This is a genomic window from Paenibacillus shenyangensis, assembly GCF_000346635.1.
Classification (GTDB): Bacteria; Bacillota; Bacilli; order Paenibacillales; family Paenibacillaceae; genus Saccharibacillus; species Saccharibacillus dauci.
This window is the reverse complement of sequence record NZ_AOIG01000010.1, coordinates 39,180-61,576: the sequence shown is the minus strand read 5'-3', so window position 1 is coordinate 61,576 and position 22,397 is coordinate 39,180. Positions and strand designations below refer to the sequence as shown.

General features: G+C 47.6%; 15 protein-coding genes. 6 read left to right on the top strand and 9 right to left on the bottom strand.

Going from position 1 to position 22,397, the window contains the following annotated elements; all coding sequences use genetic code 11:
- Positions 1 to 84: 84 nt before the first annotated feature.
- From H065_RS0109240 to H065_RS0109230, 3 genes are all read left to right on the top strand, one after another.
- Complete coding sequence (locus tag H065_RS0109240) at positions 85 to 1,251, top strand: GNAT family N-acetyltransferase (protein WP_017812764.1); 1,167 nt, start codon at positions 85 to 87, stop codon at positions 1,249 to 1,251.
- Between the two features lie 200 nt (positions 1,252 to 1,451).
- A complete protein-coding gene (locus tag H065_RS0109235) occupies positions 1,452 to 3,191 on the top strand; it encodes an ABC transporter ATP-binding protein (RefSeq protein ID WP_017812763.1) in 1,740 nt (579 codons plus the stop codon).
- Positions 3,188 to 4,987, top strand: coding sequence for an ABC transporter ATP-binding protein (locus tag H065_RS0109230; protein ID WP_017812762.1), 1,800 nt, complete (start codon positions 3,188 to 3,190; stop codon positions 4,985 to 4,987). Before H065_RS0109235 ends, H065_RS0109230 begins: the two co-directional genes overlap by 4 nt.
- Positions 4,988 to 5,116: 129 nt before the next feature.
- Here the strand turns inward: H065_RS0109230 and H065_RS0109225 are convergent, their stop codons facing one another.
- Positions 5,117 to 5,527, bottom strand: coding sequence for a MerR family transcriptional regulator (locus tag H065_RS0109225; RefSeq protein WP_274517935.1), 411 nt, complete (start codon positions 5,525 to 5,527; stop codon positions 5,117 to 5,119).
- Positions 5,528 to 5,717: 190 nt separating this feature from the next.
- On the opposite strand from H065_RS0109225, the gene H065_RS0109220 reads away from it, so the two are divergent.
- Positions 5,718 to 6,830, top strand: coding sequence for an NADH-dependent flavin oxidoreductase (locus tag H065_RS0109220; RefSeq protein WP_017812760.1), 1,113 nt, complete (start codon positions 5,718 to 5,720; stop codon positions 6,828 to 6,830).
- Positions 6,831 to 7,035: 205 nt separating this feature from the next.
- Here the strand turns inward: H065_RS0109220 and H065_RS0109215 are convergent, their stop codons facing one another.
- The 6 genes from H065_RS0109215 to H065_RS0109190 all read right to left on the bottom strand — a co-directional run bounded on the left by H065_RS0109215 (position 7,036) and on the right by H065_RS0109190 (position 17,494).
- Positions 7,036 to 8,205: a RodZ family helix-turn-helix domain-containing protein gene (locus tag H065_RS0109215; RefSeq protein ID WP_017812759.1), complete on the bottom strand. Its 1,170-nt coding sequence runs from the start codon at positions 8,203 to 8,205 to the stop codon at positions 7,036 to 7,038.
- Positions 8,206 to 8,715: 510 nt separating this feature from the next.
- Positions 8,716 to 9,636 carry a hypothetical protein gene (locus H065_RS0109210; RefSeq protein ID WP_017812758.1) on the bottom strand — a complete coding sequence of 307 codons (921 nt, stop codon included), beginning with the start codon at positions 9,634 to 9,636 and terminating at the stop codon, positions 8,716 to 8,718.
- Positions 9,637 to 9,946: 310 nt separating this feature from the next.
- Positions 9,947 to 12,814 carry a CHASE3 domain-containing protein gene (locus H065_RS0109205; protein WP_017812757.1) on the bottom strand — a complete coding sequence of 956 codons (2,868 nt, stop codon included), beginning with the start codon at positions 12,812 to 12,814 and terminating at the stop codon, positions 9,947 to 9,949.
- 176 nt (positions 12,815 to 12,990) lie between these two features.
- Positions 12,991 to 14,559, bottom strand: coding sequence for a response regulator (locus H065_RS0109200; RefSeq protein WP_017812756.1), 1,569 nt, complete (start codon positions 14,557 to 14,559; stop codon positions 12,991 to 12,993).
- Position 14,560: 1 nt separating this feature from the next.
- Positions 14,561 to 16,447 (bottom strand): cache domain-containing sensor histidine kinase, encoded by a 1,887-nt coding sequence (locus H065_RS0109195; RefSeq protein WP_017812755.1) that lies wholly within the window; start codon positions 16,445 to 16,447, stop codon positions 14,561 to 14,563.
- Between the two features lie 159 nt (positions 16,448 to 16,606).
- Positions 16,607 to 17,494 (bottom strand): LysR family transcriptional regulator, encoded by an 888-nt coding sequence (locus H065_RS0109190; RefSeq protein ID WP_017812754.1) that lies wholly within the window; start codon positions 17,492 to 17,494, stop codon positions 16,607 to 16,609.
- A 162-nt stretch (positions 17,495 to 17,656) separates the two neighbouring features.
- Here H065_RS0109190 and H065_RS0109185 point away from each other — a divergent pair, with 162 nt between their 5' ends.
- Both H065_RS0109185 and H065_RS0109180 read left to right on the top strand, forming a co-directional pair.
- The gene (locus H065_RS0109185) at positions 17,657 to 18,403 is read left to right on the top strand and encodes an acetoacetate decarboxylase (protein WP_017812753.1); all 747 of its coding nucleotides are present in this window, start codon (positions 17,657 to 17,659) and stop codon (positions 18,401 to 18,403) included.
- A gap of 13 nt (positions 18,404 to 18,416) precedes the next feature.
- Positions 18,417 to 19,457: a ketopantoate reductase family protein gene (locus H065_RS0109180; protein WP_017812752.1), complete on the top strand. Its 1,041-nt coding sequence runs from the start codon at positions 18,417 to 18,419 to the stop codon at positions 19,455 to 19,457.
- A gap of 213 nt (positions 19,458 to 19,670) precedes the next feature.
- Here H065_RS0109180 and H065_RS0109175 read toward each other — a convergent pair whose 3' ends face one another.
- Complete coding sequence (locus H065_RS0109175; RefSeq protein ID WP_017812751.1) at positions 19,671 to 21,332, bottom strand: extracellular solute-binding protein; 1,662 nt, start codon at positions 21,330 to 21,332, stop codon at positions 19,671 to 19,673.
- A gap of 97 nt (positions 21,333 to 21,429) precedes the next feature.
- Entirely contained in the window at positions 21,430 to 22,317 is an 888-nt protein-coding gene (locus H065_RS0109170; protein ID WP_017812750.1) for a carbohydrate ABC transporter permease, read from the bottom strand.
- Between the last annotated feature and the right edge of the window lie 80 nt (positions 22,318 to 22,397).

Below are 22,397 nucleotides of genomic sequence, written 5' to 3'. Positions count from 1 at the left end.
CTAGAGTTATAGCGCTTTAACATTGACTATCCGGTCTGTCTATTGGATAGTCTTCTCTACTACCGACAACCAGGAGGTCCTACCATGATACAGATTCGAAAAGTAGATATACACGAACTGATGCAGGCTGCCGAGCTGGCAAATGATATTTTCTGCGAGCCGGATCATCGTCATATGGAGACATCGTTCCCTACTCTGTTCCATCCCGGTATGAGTCATTCTTACGGTGCATTTACTGAACAGAACCGGTTGGTATCCTTTATGGGGTTGGTTCCGGTACAGATTCAGGCGGGTGCGCATGTATTATCTGCTTTTTCGATTGGAGCGGTATGTACCCATCCGGATTATCGCGGTCAGCGATTGGCTGGACAACTGTTGGAGCGATGCCGTCAACATGCCCGTGAATCGGGAGCATCCCTCCTGTTTATTTCCGGCGACCGGTCATTGTATACCCGTGCAGGCAGCCAATTTTTCGGACAGATTAGTCAGGCGATTCTCTCATCGGACAGTCTGACGGATCTGCCAACCTCTTCTTTATGGGAGGTGCGAGATATGCAGGCAGAAGATATTTTTGCTGTTCATACGCTTCTCCAGTCGCATAGCTCTTACGTGCATATGAGTCTGGCCGAGCTGCAGCAGCTGATTGAAGCTGCACCTGTCGCCCATATTCGCGACCAGCAGCAGCATATCCGGGTAGCTACAGCTCCGGGCCAAAATAATATTGCCGCTGTCAGCATCTTCTCCATACCTCCTGATAATACAGAGGCTTCCCATCCCACCGATTCTGCCTCATCTACAGCAGAACGTCGTGGAGAAGTACTGGAATGGGGCGGTCAGCAGGAAGCTATACTTGCGCTCTGGCAGGACGCTGCTTCCTCGTATACCCTGTCTTCTCTGACTGCTTCGATCCCCTGGCAGGAAACGGCGATGATCCAGATGGTAGAGGATGTCGGCGCAGCCATATCCATTATTCCGAATGGAGGGACAGTGATGGTGGCCAGCGGAAATGCACTGCTCACTCAAACCGGTCTGATCGCCGATCCGGCAGCTGATCATGCTTCAATATATTTCTCTATTGAAAACGAAGACCGTCACTATATGCTTCATACTCCGCAGGGTTCTTATCCTGTCCCGGGCAATCAGGCTTTGTGCTCTCTGTTATTTGATCCATCTTCCACTGCCATACAGGAAGCAGGAATATCGGTCCCTGCTATCCCGCTACCTTATATGTACGGATTATATTTTATATAAGTTGTGACAGCTAGTTACACGCATTTCTCCATGCCCCCTTGCCTATTATGAAGCCTTCTTGCCGGCATTCTGATTCTTTTCCAGGAAGCCTGTTCGCAGGCTTCTTTTTCCAATGCGATAAAACTGCAATCCTCCGTCCCATTTTGGTTTAAATAAATAGAGAAAGGTAACTGGATCAGTTCGCAGAAAGAAGGAAGCCTATGAAGGATCGAAGTATACTTACAGATTATGTACGTGAACACTGGCCACACTATCTTATGGCGGTTGTGCTGATCATTCTGTCCAATATTGCCCAGGCTGCGCTGCCGAGAGTGCTTGGGCAATTTACGGATGCCCTACTCGCCGGAAGTATCCGTTATGAGATGATCATTGACTACAGCCTGATTCTCGCAGGGATCGGGATCGCCTACAATCTGCTGTTCGGAGCAGGGCAGTTCTCGGTTATGCGTCTTGGACGCAAATTCGAGTTTGCGATGCGGCAGAGTTTGTTCCGCAAATTCGCTACACTGAGCGAGCACTACTTTTCCCGCCAGGGTACAGGCAAGCTGCTCAGCTCCATGACCAATGATGTCACCTCGGTTCGTGAATCCATCTCGAATGGAATTACCATGACGACCAATGCGATTTTTCTTTTTCTATCCTGTCTTGTGATGATGCTGCTCAGCCATATTCCGCTCTATCTGATTCTGGTCAGCATCGTGCCGATGGTGGCGATTCCGTTTTTGGTCGTGTATTTTGGACCACGTATTCGCAAACGGTCGATGAGCGTACAGGAATCGCTGGCGGATATGACCGAATCGGCTGAGGAGCAGCTGCGAGGGATTCGGGTCACCAAGACTTTTGCCATTGAGCCCACTGCCCGGCAGCGGTTTGGCAGTACCGTCGATCAGATCCGGGATAATCAGCTGCATCTGGTACGCATGTCTTCGCTTTTTCAAGCGACTGTGCCTTTTCTGGGAGCTTTATCACTGGTCATCTCGCTCATGTACGGCGGTTATCTGGCGATTCAGGGTGACATTACAATCGGTAACTTTATCGCATTGACGCTCTATCTGCGCATCATGTCCGGTCCACTCCAGCAGATTGGTAACGTGATCAATATGATGCAGCGTTCCAGTGCCTCGCTCGATCGAGTTAACCGCCTGCTCGGCGAACAGCCGGATATTCAGGATGATGAGAACGCGCTGCCGCTGGCGGCTTCGCCCGATCTGGAGCTGCGCGATCTGACCTTTATGTATCCGGGCAGTGAGCGCCCTGCTCTCTCCAGTCTGAATGTGCATATTGCCAGCGGACAGACCGTCGGCATTGTCGGCAAAACCGGCAGCGGCAAAACGACTCTAGTCAAGCTGCTGCTGCGTATCTACGATCCGCCTGCCGGTACGATTCTGCTTGGCGGGACCGATGTGCGCCGTATCTCCATCAACAGCCTGCGTTCCCGGATCGCCTATGTACCGCAGGATGGATTCCTGTTCAGCACAACGATTCGTGACAATATCGCATTTAGCGACCGGGATATCTCACTGGAAAAAGTAGAAAATCATGCCCGCCAGGCGATGATCTACGAACCAATTACCCGCTTTCCCGAGCAATTCGAGACCCGGCTGGGTGAACGCGGCATTACTTTGTCCGGTGGACAGCGCCAGCGGACCAGCCTGGCACGCGGCCTCGCCAAAACCGGACCGATCCTGATCCTGGATGACAGTATGAGTGCTGTTGATGCCGTCACCGAGACCGGCATCCTGCAGAATCTGGTGCAGGAACGCCAGAGCCGGACGACGATCATCATTGCGCACCGGATCAGTGCAGTCAAACAGGCGGATTGGATTATCGTGATGGATGAAGGACGGATTGTACAGCAGGGCACACACCAGCAGCTGCTGAATGAACAGGGTATCTATGCATCCATGTATCAGCTACAGGAAGAAGGTCTGCATTCATGAGCAAATCAAACTCCGGTCCGCCGGATGCTTCGCGGTACGAAGCATTACGGGCCATTCTGCGGTATGCCCGGCCGCACCGGCTGACCTTTATTGGAATATTCTTTGCTACCATACTCGCTATCGCTGCCGATCTGGTGCAGCCTTATCTGGTCAGTATCGTAATCGATGATCATATCGCAGTCGGACAGAGCGGACTGCCCTTTCTGACCGGTATGGCGCTGATCTATCTGGGACTCGCCATCGTCAGTCTGATCTTCACCTATATTCAGAGCAACCTGCTTCAATATGCCGGACAGCATATTGTTGCCAGTATCCGCAAAGATTTGTTTGGGCATATTTCACGGCTATCGATGAGCTTTTTTGACCGTTCCAGCAGCGGCGGACTGGTTACCAATGTATCCAGTGATACAGAGACGATCAGTCAGTTTTTCACACAGGTGCTGCTCAGTCTGATCCGGGATGGTATGATGCTTGTTTTTATTATTTATTTCATGTTCCGGCTGGATACGACGCTCGCCTGGTACTCTATGCTGACACTGCCCATTATTGCTACACTGGCCATTCTGTTCCGTAAACGGCTGCGTGAAGTATATCAGTATGCACGCAGCCGACTATCCCGGCTGGTCGCTTTTACCGCGGAGAATCTGTCCGGGATGGGACTCATCCAGATTTTTCATCAGGAAAAGGAACAGACCCGCCGGTTCACCGAATTCAACAGCGATTACTGGCAGGCCAATGTGCAGCAGCTCAAATCCAATGTACTGTTCAATCGTACCTTTGATGTACTCGGCAATATTGCGCTGGTATTGATGGTCTGGCTGGGCGGCGTCGCGGTATTCGACAAACAGATGGAAGTCGGCGTGCTGTACGCTTTTATCAGCTATATCCGTCAGTTCTTCCAGCCGATCAACCAGATTACGATGCAGTGGAATACATTTCAGTCCACTATGGTATCGATGGACCGAATCTGGCGCATCCTGCGCATTCAACCGGAGATTCGCGATCCCGAACCGCAGCAGGCAGCTAGTGTACAGCTGGAACAGGTTCAGGGTAAAGTAGACTTTAATCATATTACATTTGGCTACACCGAAGGTCAGACGATTCTGCCCGATCTGGATCTGCATATTCGCCCGGGTGAAATGGTAGGTGTCGTCGGTACGACCGGCGCAGGTAAAAGTACACTGATTGCACTGCTCAATCGGTTCTATGATGTGCAGCAGGGCTCTGTAACAATCGATGATCAGGATATTCGCCGGATTCCGCAGGAGCAGCTGCACCGGATCGTGGGATTGATTCAGCAGGAGCCATTTCTATTCTCCGGCTCTATCATCGACAATGTACGGCTGTTCCAGGAACAGGTCACCCGTGAACAGGTCATTGAAGCCTGTCGCTTTGTGGGTGCACACGAGATGATTATGAAGTTGCCCCAGCAGTATGATACCCGTTTATCCGAACGGGGCAGCGGATTATCTGCAGGCGAACGTCAATTGATCTCCTTTGCCCGGATTGTTGTTTTCCGGCCACGGGTATTGATCCTGGATGAAGCTACCGCCAATCTGGATTCCCATACCGAACAGCTCGTTCAGGAAGCCTTACAGACCGTCTCCGAGGGCCGGACGACGATCGTCATCGCTCACCGACTGTCCACAATCATGCATGCCGACCGGATTCTGGTCATGGAACATGGCGAGATTGTCGAACAGGGGACTCATGCGAAGCTGCTGGCACAAGGCGGGATTTATGCCGAATTGTATCGGCATGCCAGACAGGCCGGACACGATGCCGCCGAAGCTTGATCGGGTTCGGCGATTGCCGCCTACCATTATTCCAATACAAATAACCTTGCATGCTTATTCTCGTATAGCTGGCATGCAGGGTTATTTGTTGTGTAGTCAGACTTCGAAGACAGCTTGATCGGAGTATCCTCAATTCAAAGCGCTTGATTCCATGCCATGGCATTTAAAGACATGATTTGGATTTTTCTCGATCTCGTCTTTTTGAAGATCATACATGGCCAGTTTGTAATTGATTTCTTCCAGATGCTTCAATTCTTCTTCGATATGTTTTTGTATTTCCAATTTATGAAGCTTTAGCATCTCCTGTCTTTCCACAAAGGTGGCATTCCCCGCTTCAAAAAGCCTCTGGTATTCTTTAATTTTGGCGATCGACATTCCTGTTTCGCGGAGACAACGGATAAAAGCAATCCAGTCCATATTTTGCCGGGTGTAGATTCTTCTGCCCTTTTCATCCCGGGATATGTTACGCAGTATGCCCTGTTCTTCATAAAATCTTAGCGTTTTGGCAGAAATATTGATATTCTCCACTACATAGTTCATTGAATACACCAATATGATCCCTCCTTCTAGTTACAGTAACTGTAACTGTAACTAAAGCATAGCATGACAATCAAATATAAAGTTATGTATAGTGCTCCAAAGCCACAAAAAAATAAGCTTTACTTCCCCTAGCGTCAACCTTCTACAATCGTTATTGTCAGGAAAATATAAAATAAAGAGGGATAACCGTATGAATACAAAATACAGCAAATTATTTGAGCCATTTACTTTTAAAAGTGGAATAACCATCAACAACAGAGTCGTTATGGCGCCTATGACAACATGGGCAAGCAACGATGATCTTACCGTATCGGATGAAGAAATCCGCTATTATCAAGAGAGGGTACAGGGCGTGGGACTTGTCATTACCGGATGTACGCATGTTACTCCGAATGGACAGGGTTTTACGAATGAATTTGCTGGATATGATGATACATTTATACCGAGTCTGCGAAGATTGGCGGAAGCCACCAAAAGTGGAGGCGCACCTTCTTTATTACAGATTTTCCATGCAGGCAATAAAGCCCTGCCCGAATTGGATGTGGTGAGTGCCAGTACGCTACCGGCTGAATCGACTGCGCTAGGCGCGACAGCAGCAGCAAGAGAACTATCCCATGAAGAGATTCTCTCGATCATCCAGGCATTTGGAGATACCACGAGAAGAGCGATTGAAGCGGGATTTGATGGCGTAGAGATTCACGGAGCACATGGATTCTTGATCCAGAATTTTTGGTCTCCTTCCACCAATCAACGGACAGATTTATGGGGCGGAATGCTTGAAAACCAGCTTCGTTTTCCACTGGCGATTATTGAAGAAGTCAAGGCGATAATCAAAAAGCATGCTACCCGTCCGTTTATGATAGGGTATCGCCTATCACCTGAAGAATCATCCAAACCCGATGGCCTGCGTATGGCAGATACCTACGAATTAATAGATTTCCTGGCCAAACAGGATTTGGATTACATCCATGCTTCGCTGGATCATTTATCCTCCAAGCCTGTAGACAGCCAGGATGATAAAACAAGACTTGAATTGATTCTGGAAAAGGCCGACGGCAGAGTGCCTGTACTCGCAGCAGGTTCGGTAGTCACCGCCGATCAGGCTATCGAACATATCGAAGCGGGATTGACTCTTATTGCTCTCGGACATACCTTAATCATGAATCCCGATTGGGTGGAAAAGATAGAAACCGGACGCGAATCCGAGATCACGTCCCAGCTGAATATTTCCCGTATTGCACTTCCAGAAAAACTTTTACAGATTATACAGGCCATGCCGGGGTGGTTTAATATAAGCAAGTAACGCGAAGAGTTTGCTTCCTCTCACAGGAGCATATCCGGTAATACAGCTGCCGGTTCATCACGGGGTATTTTTTCTGTGGAGTATCCTTTCTTTTTCGAAGACTATTTTTTAATTATAAAAGCCTGTATCTCTACCGGTTCTCCTTCATGATCGAAGGTGATTTACCGTTAGCGATACAGGCTTTTTCAAGAAAGATATATTCATTTTATTTACGCAGTCCAACTACCAGATTCTTGGTTGCGGAAGTAGTCGTATTCACTGTAGTCGCTGTCGCTGTCACCGTGGTATTGACGACACCTGTCAATGTACCCGTACTAGTTGTTGGTGCTGCTGTTGTAGCAGGACTGGCTGATGCAGTGCTGGTAGATGTAACGGTGCTCGGTGCCGGGCTCGTTGTTGTATTGGTGGACGTTGTTGTACTGATTGGAGTAGTTGTAGAGCTTACCGGTACTGTTGTGCTGCTCGTTGGTATAGTCGTGGATGCTACTGGTACAGCTGCAGTCGGGCTGCTACTGGTAGTGGATACTGGTGCCGGGCTGGTAACTACCGGTGTTGGCTCAGGCGTGATACTGGTTACAGCAGCAGATACCGGGCCGGATTGGCTGCTCGTTGCAGGTGAAGACGTCTCTGCAGCTGGTGCTGTATTGGCTGTATTACTACTGCTTATGGTTGTTGATGTGCCTTCTGTTGTGCTGGAGTTTGATGTAGGTGCAGTTGAATTAGAAGCTACTCCCTGCAGCGTTCCATTTAATACAGAACTCACTGCAGCACTGGCTGTTTTGACCGCTGCACTGCCAATCTGATTTGTATAAATCCCTGCACTGTTAACAGCAGAAGATTTCTTGTCAGCAGAGCTGGTTCCCGTAACCTGTTCTGCGAATTTCTGACCATAAGCCATTTCCACGTATTTAGTGTAGGATTCCTTGCTCATTTCCAACTTCAATTGATGCAGCTTGGAAGTAACCGTCATCTGTCTATCATCGGCCTGCACTTTAAATCCTTTACTGAATAGATCTTTAACCGTCTCTTCATAGTTTTCTTTATTCAGAGCCAGATCATGATCATTACCAATATCGTAAAAATGATGACTGGTGAATGCTTCCTTCATATGGGTAGCAATTTCCTGATTTCTTTTTTGCTGCTTGTCAAAAAACTCATCCCGGTCGGTGTCGCGTCTTTCTTTTTGCTTCATTTCTTCACGGTATTGCTTTTTATCTTCCATTTTCTGTTCAACAGGAGACAGCTTCTCTTCTGTTGCGACTGCCGTATCGGTTGGGTTTGCCTTGATTGGATCTGCCATATCCTGCTGCTGGGACATATAGGATGGCCGAATAGAATTGCTGACATTGTAACTTGCTGCAGATGTGATATTCATGGGGTTATTCTCCTTTGGGTTGTTAATATATGAATCCAATTCTGGATAGGCGGCTAAGGATAAAGATAATGCGTATTTCTATTTAATATACATAACAGGTATATTGTTCCACTTATATTGGTAATAATTTACTATTTATCCAGTTGGTTATCAAGGGACTTTAGTCTATAAATTGTAATTATTAACCATTTTTGATAATACGATGTAAAATCCTTTACTGGAAAGGATTTGGAAAATTATTTTTGCTTTTTCATTCTTGTTTTCAATACACTGTACACACTTATGCAATTCAAAAGTCGAAAAATGACGGTATTTTTTTCAAAAAAAACTTTTCTTTTCACTATAAATCGTCAAGCATATGTAGTTCTTAAGACTTATAATAATAATCTATATTAAAAAGCCTCACATTATCCTAACAGGATCAACATGAGGCTTACCATATACATATTCTTCAATGCATGATTATAGCTCTACAATAAAATGAAAAATGCTATTCTACAAAATTATAAATTACAACAGACCCGGTATTAATGTGGTTTTGCCATTATTTGTTCCTTTTGTTCCGCTTGTGGCAGTTTCATTGCCAGAAGTAGACGCAGTCGGGCTGCTTTTTGTATCTGTTGATGCAGGTGCAGAGGTTGTAGATTCAGCCTGTGGGGTGGCAGAAGTTGCAGCAGGCTCTGACGATTCATCGGCTGTACGCGTTACCGGCTGCCGGGAAGGCTGCATAGCTCCTTCTCTGTCATTTTCTGCTTCATGGGATGGTGAAGCTGTTGCTGGCGGAGTATACGTACCTGTTGATAAATAACCACCTGTAACACTAGTGGATGAGCCAGTTGAAGATTCGGTACGCATGTCGGCACTCTCTTCTGCTGGTGCGGAACTGTGAGAAGTATTCACATACTGATCATAGGATTGCTTGCTTATCTCCAGCTTGAGCTGATGCAGCTTGGAAGAGATACTAAGCTTATCCTCTTCCAGCTTGACCTGGAATCCGCGTGCAGCCAGATGTTTGACGGCTTCTTCGTAATTGTCTTTGGTGATCGGGAGATTAGCCTGAGCTCCCATCTGCATGTAAGTGTTTTGTACCAGCATGTCCGAAGCAATTTCGTTGCTCTCTTCATTCTGCTTCTGCTGATTCTGCAGGAATTGATCGCTATCTTTCTGTTTGGTTTCTTTGATACGATCTTCCTTTTTGTAACGTGTCTGTTTTTCGAGCTTGTGCTCTTCAGCCTGCTTATCCTGATTCTTCTGATCTTCCATCTTATGATCTTTGGCTTTTTGTTCTTTGGCCTTTTCAGCCTGTACCTGCGGATCTTCGGTCCCTGCAGTATAGACAGTATCTGACTGCGATTCAGTACTTACTGTGTTTTTGGGATAGTAAGAGGATGTACCGGAAGATGGATAATTAACGGCAGAGCTTATATTCATACTGATTCTTCCTTTCGGTAATATTAGCCGGAGAAGGTTCCTCTTATTATTCAGCTATTATCCAACCCCTGTTTAGATAATGGAAAATAATAATACTTCCGTTCACCCACTCCAATCTGTAGTCATTTAAGCCCATATATTCGTGAATGAATTAGGGTATTTAGACCTACAACTGTATTATCGGATGATATTCAAACTTTTTAATAAGTAACTAAGTCATTTTGTATATTTAACGATAATTTTTGCTGATTGTCCATAAAAAAAGAAGTTTGCGGACCCAAAAGGTCGCGCAAACTTCGCTTGTGGTGTATTAACGTGTAGAATATCGAACATTGGTCTGGTGCAGCCAGTAACGAATTCGCTGTAATACTTCCTGCATTTGCAGCGGTTTGCTCATATAATCGGTTGCTCCAGCCTGGATACTCTTCTCTCGATCTTCCTTCATTGCTTTGGCAGTGAGTACAATGATCGGTACATCTGCATAACCATAAAGGTTACGAACCGTCTTCATCGTCTCATAGCCATCCATCTCCGGCATCATGATATCCATCAGAATCAGATCGATATGTTGATCCATATGCAGAATTTCAAGTGCATCCCGGCCATTCTGGGAGATGACAATATTCATATTATAGCGCTCCAGCATACTGGTCAGCGCATAGACATTACGGATATCGTCGTCGACGATCAGTATCTTTTTGCCTGCCAGAATCTCTTGTGTTTCTGCTGGCGGCTGTGGAGTCAGCAGATCCTGCACAGATTCAAAGGTGGTCGGACGCTCGGCAAGTGTAATCTCTTCTTCTACAATCTCCGCTTCGCGTACTTCCGATTCATACGTAAATGTATAATTTTCGTATGAATCCGCCGATACCATATGACCTTCATCCATAAATACTGTGCGATTCAGATGAAGCGGTTCATTAAGGTCGAACATCTCATTCTCCGTATGCGGATCGGTGACCGCACATGGGATATAGAATGTAAATGTACTGCCTTCGTTCAGCTTGCTCTCTACATTGATCTCGCCGCCGAGCAGATGGGCAAGCTGGGAAGAGATCGACAGTCCCAGACCAGTACCGCCGTATTTGCGGGCTGTGGCACCATCAGCCTGACGGAATGCTTCAAAGATCACCTGACGGTTCTCGGAAGAGATACCGATACCTGTATCGCTCACACTAAAGGCGATCATCGGCTGACTGCTCTGATACTCAGAAGTCTGTACCCGGCCGACTTTCTCGACGGTCATGGTTACGCCGCCGGTCTGAGTAAATTTGAATGCGTTGGACAATAGATTACGCAGTACTTGCTGAATACGCAGCTCATCCGAATAGATGATATCCGGTACATTATCTTCTACATGTACTTTGAAATACAGATCCCGCAGAGAGGCCGTTTCCTTGAAGCTTCGCTCCATTTGTTCTGCCATCGAGCTCATACTGATCGGATTGATCTCGATCTGCATTTTACCGGCTTCTACTTTGGACAGATCAAGAATATCATTGATCAGATTCAGCAGATCCTTACCGGAAGAGTGAATGATCGAAGCATATTCCTGTTCTTTGGAAGTGAGTGTATTGCTGCTGTTCTCGGATAGAATCTGGGACAGGATCAGCATACTGTTAAGCGGCGTGCGCAGCTCATGCGACATATTTGCCAGGAATTCCGATTTGTAGCGCGAGCTGACCTGCAGCTGCTGGGCATATTTATCCAGTTCAATCGCTGTACTCTCGGCCGCCAGCTTGCCCTGCTCGAGACGTTCATTGAGTATTTGTTGTTCTTCTGCTTGCATTTGCAGTTCTTCGGTCTGTGCCTGCAGCTCTTCGGACTGCACTTGCAGTTCTTCCGATTGCACCTGCAGTTCGTGGTTCAGCGACTGGGAATCTCTGTACAGCTGCTCCACTTCCATACGCATTTTGACCGAATTCAGGGTGACTGCAAAAATATCGATTAGCTGCTGCAGAAGTGCATGCTCTTCGGAAGTGAGCGGATTAACGAGAGCGAATTCAGCCACAGCGATAACCTTGCCTTCAAAAATAATCGGAGCAGCGATCATTGCCTGCAGTTCCGTGCTACCCAGTCCCGAGCTGACGATTCGGGTATACCCTGCCGGTAAAGGATACATCTCCAGTACACGACGTTCGGTAATACACTGACCGGCTAGCCCCTCGCCCTGTCGAATATGCTGAAGAGCGATATCCGCATCATGACTTTCTACTGCAAAGGAAGCCGTTTTGTTCCAATCTTCCTTGCCCTGATCGACATAAACGACGCCATAAGGTGCTTTGAACCATTTGTTTACTTTGGTCAGCAGTACCGAAGACAATACATGAATATCTGTTGATTCCTGGAACTTGGTAGCTGCTATGGCGATCTGGTCCTTGACCCAGTTCTCATGCTGTACATGATCCAGCAATCCATTAGCCGCTTCTCCCAGATCTCCTACTTCATCCGCAGTCTTGATCTCTACCCGTTTGTTCAGATTACCACCGGAAGCGATATCATTGACCGTCTCGGTAACATCCTTGATCGTCCGTACGATCCGGTTCGAGATCAGCAGCGCAGTAGCAATCGATACTGCAGCCAGTACCGCCCACAATATCATCATGATATTCAGCAGTCGTTCATTGCTGGCTGCCGTATCCTCAATTCGTGCTGCTGTTAACATTTTCTCATTGGTGCGGAATGCATCCAGCTCTGTCCGCAGCTGGTCAATCTGCTGCTTGCCGGGATCGCTGGCGAAAAATGCCGTCACTGCAGCATTATCTCCTTCACGCTTGAGATCAATCACTTTGTTCCCTGCTTCATTGACCCATTTCTGAATACCTGCCTTGATCGTATCCAGATTGCTTTGCTGCAGAGAGTTATTTGCTACCAGGGAATACAGCTCGTTATAGTCCGACTCCCACTGCACGGCAGCATCATTATATGGCGTCAGATAGTTCTCGTCGCCCGTCAGCGCATAGCCGCGTTGTCCGGTCTCCATATCCAGCACATGCTTTTCCAGTGCGTTGGTCAGATTATGCACTTCCAGATCATGATCATTGATATAACGATTCTCTGCTTCCAGCTGGCTCATCCGGCTGGACATCATCGTCAATACAAGGCCAAGACACAGGATAATGACAATATAACCGGCTACAATCTTGGTGCGTATACTCCACTTTGCGCTTCTAAGCACAAGAACGCCTCCAGTATGTTCTCAATATTCGTCACTCTGTCACAGACAAAGATGATTTTGTTGGTTACCCAACTATTTTACTTCAAATAATTGATATTGCAAACGGATAATCAATAAGTAAATATTTTTCCAAATATTTCATAATTAGGTATGATTAATATGTCGGTCAAAATTTCTTATAATGTAGAGCGCAGCAGCATTTTAGCCCTATAGTCCTGTGGTGAGATGCCTTCCAGTTCACGGAATACACGGGAAAAATGTCGGGTATTCTCAAAGCCGACCATTTCACCGATATCCGCCAGTTTCCATGGACTGTCTGCCAGCAGCTCCTTGGCTTTGCCAATACGTATTTTTTTGAGATACAGCACAAAGTTCTCACCGGTATAGGCTTTGAATGCCTCACTAAAATAAGAGTAATTCAAAGATACGTGGTTGCTTACCATTGCCATATTCAGCGGCCGGTCATAATGGGAGTGTATAAAATCTACCGCTTCCCGAAGCTGACGATGTTCACTGTGTACAAGCCGAAGCTTACTGATATAGTCATCCAGACAAATAAGCAAGCTCTCCAGATCCCGGTAATATTCCCGAAAATACCGGTAACGCTGCAAGCTGCACGTTCGCTGATACAATCGTATAATTTCAATAGAAGGCTCTCCATAATGACGGAATACCTCATCCATGATCGACTCGTTGATCTGACGGGATACTTCCTCTACATAACGAACAGTCAGTCCGGGCAGATCATCGACATGAAAAATCGCCTGCAATCTACTGCTGATCTCTTGATTACGCCCCGTACCAAGAATATTGCCAAGCAGCCGGATCTGCTCCTCCGGCAGTTCCAGCGAAATCGGATCTGTCTTGGCAGGTTCATAACCCAGCAGGTAGACTCCCGGATAGAAAAAGCCCTGCTCCAGCGCCATACAGGCTTCCCGGTAATAATGCGCCAACCGATCCGTCCCTTTTCCTCTTGTACTTATACCAAACTGTAATCCGTATACTTCTCTACGAACAGCCGCTTCCGCCAATGACTGCAGCAGAGTCTGCTCCTGCCCGGGTACGATCCAGACTAACCGTTCCTCCCGGTCATGCAATTCTATTACAGCAGACAGAGACTGTTCAGCCAGTCGTTCCAGCAGCAGCTTTAATTCCTGGCGGCTGACCGGCTGACCCTGGACATCCCTGTACTGAAATACACAGACATGATAGTCCGCTGGAAGCATATGCGCTGATCCTGTAGATTCCGCAGATCGCCTATTATCGACAGGGTGCTCATACAGCAAAGCACACAGCTGCTCTTCCTGCAGCTGCTGTCGATACCGGGCGGCCTCTTCCAGCTGACGACCGACCAGATCCTGCTGCTGCAGTTCTTCACTAATACGCTGCAGTGCTTCAAACAGATCTTCACGGCGGATCGGCTTAAGCATATACTCACGTACCTGATAACGGATTGCGGCTTTGGCATATTCAAAATCATCATAGCCGCTCAATACAATGACACAGGGTTGTACAATCGATTGTCTCATCGCGCGCAGCTGTTCCAGCATGCCGATTCCGTCCAGCACCGGCATTCGGATATCCGTGATAAGGATATCTGCCGGCTGCACTTGAAGTCGCTCCAATGCCTCCTGACCATTACGAACACCGTGGGTCTCATACCGGCCGGGAAATTCACGCTCAATCATTACCTGCAGTCCTTGCCGGATATTCTTCTCATCATCCACGATCAATAATTGTCTCATATCAGTTACCTCCTCCTGCCTGAATCCGTTTGGGCAGGATCAGTTCCACCTGCGTACCCAATCCGGCCATACTATGAACCTGCAGACCATATTGTTCGCCATAGAATAATCGTATTCGCCGCTCTACATTTTGCAGACCAATACCCGTAGTTCCCCGTGCTTGTAGGACCGGTTCATCATGAAGCTCTTCCTGACGGATTCCGGCTTCACGTATACGTGCACGCAACTGTTCCAGTTCCGGCCCTGGAATGCCTTTTCCATTGTCCTGGACGATGATCGTTATGACTCCATCCTCCCGCTGAACAGAGCGGATCAGCAGATAACGAACGTTCACCGACTCCTCCCATGCATGTTTGAAAGCATTCTCCACCAGTGGCTGCAAAGACATCTTGAGCAGCATCAATTCCCGATCAGCCGGGGCAATATCCAGTTCCAACTCGACCGGCTCGTCATAGCGTACATTCATTACATCTATATAATTGCAAATATGGCGCAGCTCTTCTTCCAGCTTTACGTATTCTCCGGTCCACTTGAAGTTGTAACGCATCATGCCGCCCAGCGAAGTAAGGGCATCCGAGATTTGCCGCTGGTTCTCGATCTCGGCCAACATTTTGATATTTTCGAGCGTATTGTACAAAAAATGTGCATCAATCTGACTGTACAGCGTCCGCAGTTCGGCTTCCTTCATTAATGCCTGCTTGCGTACAGCCTGGGCAATCAGTTCATTAATCGTTCCATTCATCCGGTTAAAATGATAGACCAGCTCTCCGATCTCCCCGCCGCCATCTACCTGAACGACGGGCGGAAATTCACCTCTGCGCATCTGCTTCATCGCATGGGTCAGTTTGCGCAGATTTTTGAGAATAAGCGAGTTGGCTGCATACGTAATCAGCGACACCAGTACGATAAATCCTACCGTCGCCAGTATGATCAGATTGCGAGCCCGTCCGGTATCCTGCAGCATTTTCTCCAGGGATACCACATAGACGAGACGGGCACCGAGACGCTCCACCGGTATACTCGTCAGTAGATAGGATTGCCCATCTGCCCTGTACTGGGCAGCTAGTTCGCCGGTTGATAGACGCTGCGAATCGGCAGCAGTGAACAGGCGATCTGCCAGCCGATTATACAGATTCTGTTCGGTATAGGGCGAGACATGACCTCCTCCTGCATCAAGCAGCAGCATTCGCGAGTTATCTTCCTTACTCTGACCAAAAGTCAGCGGAGCCAGATCAGACAGGCGCATATCGACCTGAATCATGCCTGCATGATGACCACGCGGCAGTTCCAGCTCCCGCAGCAGCGACAGTTTGGGCGGATCGGGTTCCAGCGCGCGGCTGCTGTCTGCCCGCTCAAGTGACAGATCACTCCGCTGCATGTACCAGGCTTCACGGTCACCAAGTCCTCTGGCCAGGCGATACCAGGGCGCATTAACAATACGATTTTCATGCAGAATAATCGGCCAGATCTCATACGTATTCGTACTGTTGCTGTACAGCCGCAGATGCAGCAACGATGGATTATTCATCTGGATCTGGGCGAGCCGGGCATACGAGTTGGCATTGAATTCGATCAATTCGGCTGTAGGAGTATCTTCATCCTCGGTCAGATACTGGATAACTTCCTGATCCGATACTGCCAGCTGTGCCGCCCGCTCCATCGTCTCGATCTGCGTCATAATGGTCTGCTTCTCGTTTTGCAGGGTATCCATACTTTTGAGCCGGGTATCCTGTATATAAGTCGTATTGATCTGCTGATAGGAATAATAGGAAATGCCTGCCGTAGGCAGCAAAATGACAACGATATAGGCGATAATCAGCCGAACCTGCAGCGACAGACTGTTGAGCCGTCTGAACAGGTCTCGTAGCCTGTTACGCAATGAATTCAAAACGGTAGCTTCCTTTCCATCAAATATAAGCGCTTACATTATACTCCTATTGTAACTCAATATATTGTAAAAAGAGTAAAAAATTATGCTGGCGCTCCCTGAGAATAGATATACGCTGCGGATTATAGAAAATGGAGTTCTTGCACAGACAGGATCTATTTAATGCAGCTTGAACATATCCTGATTGTCCCGATAGTACCGGATAATAAAATCACGAAAGCTGCCGGCTGAAGTAGACAGCAATTTATTTTTGACCCAGAACAGGCTGACCGAATACGTGGGCGATAAATCAGCAATCTGAATATAATCCAGCTGCAACTGTCGACAGACCGAAATCGGCAGCAGCGTAACACCTTGATTCATCTTGATGATTTCGGAGAGCAGGTAGGAATCCACCTCGAAAATGCTGTTGGGAACAAAGCCTGCTTGTTCACACAGATTTTTGATAAATGCACTGTATTCTTCATTGTCAGCGAGCGAGATAAAAGGCTCCTGGGCTACTTCGGTTAACGAAAGTTCCGTTTTGCCGGACAGACGGTGATTTACCGGCAACACCAGTACAATATCTTCATCCACCAGCAAGCAGCTCTCGATCTCCTCATCTTCGGTGGGGTGACCCGCGATGCCCAGATCAATCTCTCCTTTTTTGAGGCAGGAGATAATATCACTTTTCATTTTGATTCCCTGATGAACATTGGCTGCCGGAAATTGATTGATATATTCGGTAATCAATTTGGAAAGGAATCGGGGATTGGAGATAGAAATGCGAATCGTACTCGAAATCAGCTGCTCCTCGGATTGTATTTCTTTCTGTGCATTTTCCAGCTCCATAAAAATCCGGTCCACATGCCGGAGCAGAATTTGTCCAGAAGCACTTAATTGAATATTCCTTCCCTTTCGAATAAACAGGCTGGTTCCCAATTCATTTTCCAGTCTTTTGATCGTCAGACTCAAGGAAGGCTGAGCAATATTTAACTGCCTCGCCGCTTTGGAAATATGTTCGGTATACGCAGCGGTCTGGAAGTATTTAAGCTGAAGCAATTCCAATCGATACACTCTCCTTATTTATCCTGATAAATGTAGTTATACTTTATTATGTATTAGATTATATGTAAATAAAGACGTAAAATAAAGAAAGACAATATAGAAGCAGCATTATAGATGACTGCCCTGGACAGCAAATAAACAGGCGAAAGGAAGCGTATCCTGATGAAAATTGATGTGAATAATACATTCAAAAATTTTAATACTCCATTAACCGCACCGGCCTATCCTGTTCCAACCTACAAATTCGTTAACCGTGAGTATTTGAACATTATTTATCGCACAGATGAAAAAGCGCTGCGTGAAGTGGTTCCGGAACCACTGGAGATTGTAGATCCGCTGGTAAAATTCGAAGTCATGTGGATGCCTGATGTCTCCGGACTCGGCGCCTATACCGAAGCAGGACAGGTGATTCCGGTTCGCTACAATGGCGAAGATGGTGATTACGTACATTCTATGTATGTAGATAATTTCCCGGCGATTGCCAGCGGTCGCGAGCTTACCGCCTATCCCAAAAAGCTGGGCGCGCCCAAGCTCTATATCGATTCGGATACACTGGTAGGCACACTGGATTACGGCAGTCTGCGCGTTGCTACCGCCACCATGGGCTTCAAGCATTTTGAGATGGACAAGGAAGCTGCCAAGCGTGAAATCTGCCGACCTACCTTTATGGTAAAAATCGCTACCGATTATGCAGGTGAACTGCGGATCTGCGATCTGGTACGCACACAGATTACCGATATCACTGTCAAAGGTGCCTGGAGCGGCCCAGCCCGGCTGCAATTGTTCGAGCATGCTCTTGCCCCGCTGGCTGATCTGCCGGTACGGGAGATTGTCTCGGCTTCTCATATCCTGACCGATCTGACACTGAATGCGGCACAGCCTGTATATAACTATCTGGAGAATAAATAAGGAGGAACTGAAGATGAGAGTAGCTATATTGGGAGCAGGTTCCCTTGGAACCATCGTCGGAGCGTATCTGAGCGCCGGCGGTGTGGATGTTGAATTAATCGATACGTATGAGGCACATGTGAATGCCCTGAATCAGACAGGAGCCAAAGTAGTCGGTACAACCGAATTCGCAGCCCCTGTCAAAGCAGTAACTCCCGATCACAAATCCGGACAATATGATCTGGTTCTGCTATTGACCAAGCAGCTGTATAATGACTCGGTTCTGCAGGAACTTCTGTCTTTCCTGCATGAGGAGAGCGTAGTCTGTTCGCTGCAAAACGGGATTCCCGAGCAAAATGTTGCTGCAATCGTGGGTGAACACCGTGTAATTGCAGGCTCGGTAGAATTTGGGGCTACCTTTATGGAACCGGGCATTTCCAAATTGACCACTGAATATACCCAATTCAAAAATTACGCTTTCCAGATCGGTGAGCTGAATGGCGAAATGACCGAACGGATTCAGCGTATCCAATCTGTACTGGAGCTGGTCGGCGGAACGCATATTTCCGATAATCTGGTAGGTACCAAATGGTCCAAACTGCTGATCAATAACGCTTTTAGCGGATTGTCGGCAGCACTGAACGGGGAATACGGTGACATTCTGGATCACGAGACAGCGATCACCAGTGCCGTTCATATTGCGGATGAGACGATCAAGGCAGGACATGCAGCCGGTGTGACCTTTGCCAAAATGGGCGGATTCGATATCGCTTCTCTGGAAGTGCACAGCGAGAAAGATATTCCCGAGCGAATTCAAACGTTCCGCATGGTGATGGAACCATCCCGTCTGCTAAAAGCAAGCATGCTGCAGGATCTGGAAAAGAAACGCAAAACCGAAATCGAGTATATCAATGGAGTCGTGCCGCGTATTGCTGCCGTCCATGGGATTCCAACTCCATTTAATGATAAAGTCGTCCAGCTGGTTCAGGCCGCGGAACAGTCTCAGACGGTACCTGATTTTAATACCAATATTCAGGCATTCGCAAAGCTGCTCCACATGCAAAAAGTAATGTAACTGTAACAGCCGATCAGCATACCAAGTTGGCACATCATGTATAAATAAATCCCAAAAATCGATTAATACCAAAATACCGCTGAAGCAGTCGTCCAGACTACTTCAGCGGTATTTTTTGGTTGTTCTGATCGTACTGCATTGTCCGTATGGATCAGGCTGGTCATACCACCTCGTCCGCTACAATAAAGGAACATGGGCAAGCATCGAACCGGATTATTTTTTATTCAGCTTGGCCAGATTCTTCTCGTATTCAGCCTGCTGATATGCCTGAACTTTGGACAGTCCGTATTCTTCCCGCTTGCTCAGATAATCCTGGAAAATCTGGTCAAACTCGGCGTCCGAGGAAGCCAGCAGCAGTTTGGGCAGTGTCTTGCCCCATAGCTGTCCGATCTTCGTATTGATAATACCTTCCGGAGAATTACCGGTCGGATTGAGCTGGTCAAACTCGGAGCGGCTGACTGTTTTGCCTTTGGTCCACTCTTCCATCTGTTTGAACGGCTCGACACTTTCCGGCTTCCACTGGTCGGTGATATTGGTGTTCATCTCCATCCAGTATTTGTGGGAAGCGCCATACTTGGTATCAAAAGCCGAACGGTCGCTGTTCAGCGTCTTGAGTACTTCCGGCTTGAATTGCGGTTTGCCATTCACCATATCGTACGTTACGCCTTCTTCACCCATGTACATATCTTTTTGTCCCTCTTCACTGATCATATACTCCAGGAATCGGATCGCTCTAGCCTTGTCTTTAACGTCCTTGGAGATCAGGGTCAGCGTCCAACCGGAGATTACCGGACCATTCAATACCGGCTCATCCATATTCGCGTTAGCAGGTCCATCCACCGCAATATATACCGAATTGGGATCATTTGCATACAGCGCGTTCTGCTGGGTATTAAAGTCACTGCGTTGATACAACATCGCAAAGTAACGTCCTTGCGCAATTTTCTCTTCCATTTGTGACCGCTTGTCGATAAAGATATCCTTGGCGAGCAGACCTTCCTGATTCGCCTGGCGCAGTGTCTTCAGCCAGCGGATATATTCGGGATCGGTCGTCCGGTCATACAACTTGCCGTCTTTTTCCATTGGCAGTGCGAGGAAGTTCTGCAGGTAGCCTTCCAGCGAGTAATTGCCGTTCTCAGTAAATTCATGCAGACCAAGCGGTATCAGCGGCTGACCATTCACCTGCGGAAACTTCTCTTTAGCCATTTCCAATGCCTTCAGGAAGCCTTCCGGTGTACGCATATCCGGTTTGCCCAGCGCTTCGTACATGTCTTTACGCACGACGAACACCTGATTGGACAGATAGTTTTTGCCGTACTTGGCAAAGTCCGCCGGTGATGAGGAAGCATTTGGATAACCATATACATTGCCATCCGGCTGGGTGTACCAGGACAATTTAGCCGGATCGGTCACTTTGTAAAAGTATGGATCATACTGGTCGGCCAGTTCATTGAGCGGCAGTACCAGTTTGCCTTCGATCATCTTCTTCACCGCATCTTCACTCCAGGCAAGTGTAATAAAATCAGGCAGCTTGCCGGAAGCGATCATCGTATTCAGTTTCTCGTTCTCATTTCCCGCCGGGACGATAAAGTTGAGGCTGACACCGGTCTTTTTGGTAATATACTGGCTTGTTGGATCTTTGCCCCAGTCACTCCCGGTGTACCAGGAGAAGTTCATATACCAGTCAAATGTAATCGGTGACGTATCTGCTTTCCAGCCCGGTTCATTGGCGGATGCCTGCTTGACAGGCGTAGCATTCTCGCTGGCGCTCTGGCTGCCGCCACCAAAATAGGAACAGGCCGTTGTCAGCGTTAGCAGGCTCGCGGTTACGACAGCCAGTGCTGGTTTGTACCATCGGGAAGCTTTAATTTTCATACAATTACCCCTCTCTGTGTGTAACGGATGAATGTATATATACAAAATGCTGGTTATGCGGCTCAATCGGCTGTGTATCTACGACTCCATTCGAAGCTTAGCCCTTGATGGAACCGATCATCATACCTTTGACAAAGTACTTTTGCAGGAACGGATAGACGAATACGATAGGCAAGGTCGTAACGACCATCGTCGCCAGCTTGATCGACTGGGAAGTTACCGACCTGTTGATGCCGCCTGGGACAGCTGCCAGCATCTGATTGGAGCTGGATTCAGCAACCACGCGATACAGATATGTCTGAATCGGCTGCAGTGTCGTATCATTCATATAGATCATCCCGGTAAAATAATCATTCCATTGGTAGACACCATGGAATAGCGCAATGGTAGCGATAACCGGCATCGAGACCGGCAGGACCACCTTGAGGAAAATCGCCCAGTCATTCGCTCCATCGATTCGTGCTGCCTCTTCCAGCCCTTCAGGAATCTCCCGGAAAAAGGTCATAAAGATAATAAGATCAAAAAAGCTGAACATCGCCGGGATAATATACACCAGAAAATTATCGAGCAGATTGAGATCCTTCATCAGCAGGAATGTCGGAATCAGGCCACCGCTGAAAAACAGTGTTACCGTACCGATCCAGATGTATACCTTGCCTCCGATCAGTCCGCGCCGGGACAGTGCATAGGCGACCATAGCGGTGAAAAATACATGGATCACTGTACCGATCAACGTCTTGGCGACGGTAATCCACATCGCCTGCATAATACCTTCACTCTGGAATACCGCACGGAAGCTCTCCAGACTGAATATACGCGGCCACCAGTAAATTCCTCCCCGCATGGCATCCGTACCTTCATTCAGTGCATTAATCAGCACGTACCAGATGGGATACAGGGTCAAAAAGCAGATCGCCAGCATCAAAATCATATTGCAGGTATCGAATATCGCTTCGCCGCGTGTACGACGGGCTGCATTTAACATCACACTGGCTCCTTTCCTTGGAGAATATGCTGCTTTCGGCGCTTTTGTGAGTGGGTGGTTAGGAGTGGCAGTTGGCTGGG

Excerpts from the sequence above, each read along its gene's own strand:
- H065_RS0109240 (WP_017812764.1), top strand. The coding sequence starts at position 85 with ATGATACAGATTCGAAAAGTAGATATACACGAACTGATGCAGGCTGCC.
- H065_RS0109235 (WP_017812763.1), top strand. The coding sequence starts at position 1,452 with ATGAAGGATCGAAGTATACTTACAGATTATGTACGTGAACACTGGCCA.
- H065_RS0109230 (WP_017812762.1), top strand. The coding sequence starts at position 3,188 with ATGAGCAAATCAAACTCCGGTCCGCCGGATGCTTCGCGGTACGAAGCA.
- H065_RS0109225 (WP_274517935.1), bottom strand. The coding sequence starts at position 5,527 with ATGAACTATGTAGTGGAGAATATCAATATTTCTGCCAAAACGCTAAGA.
- H065_RS0109220 (WP_017812760.1), top strand. The coding sequence starts at position 5,718 with ATGAATACAAAATACAGCAAATTATTTGAGCCATTTACTTTTAAAAGT.
- H065_RS0109215 (WP_017812759.1), bottom strand. The coding sequence starts at position 8,205 with ATGAATATCACATCTGCAGCAAGTTACAATGTCAGCAATTCTATTCGG.
- H065_RS0109210 (WP_017812758.1), bottom strand. The coding sequence starts at position 9,636 with ATGAATATAAGCTCTGCCGTTAATTATCCATCTTCCGGTACATCCTCT.
- H065_RS0109200 (WP_017812756.1), bottom strand. The coding sequence starts at position 14,559 with ATGAGACAATTATTGATCGTGGATGATGAGAAGAATATCCGGCAAGGA.
- H065_RS0109185 (WP_017812753.1), top strand. The coding sequence starts at position 17,657 with ATGAAAATTGATGTGAATAATACATTCAAAAATTTTAATACTCCATTA.
- H065_RS0109180 (WP_017812752.1), top strand. The coding sequence starts at position 18,417 with ATGAGAGTAGCTATATTGGGAGCAGGTTCCCTTGGAACCATCGTCGGA.
- H065_RS0109175 (WP_017812751.1), bottom strand. The coding sequence starts at position 21,332 with ATGAAAATTAAAGCTTCCCGATGGTACAAACCAGCACTGGCTGTCGTA.
- H065_RS0109170 (WP_017812750.1), bottom strand. The coding sequence starts at position 22,317 with ATGTTAAATGCAGCCCGTCGTACACGCGGCGAAGCGATATTCGATACC.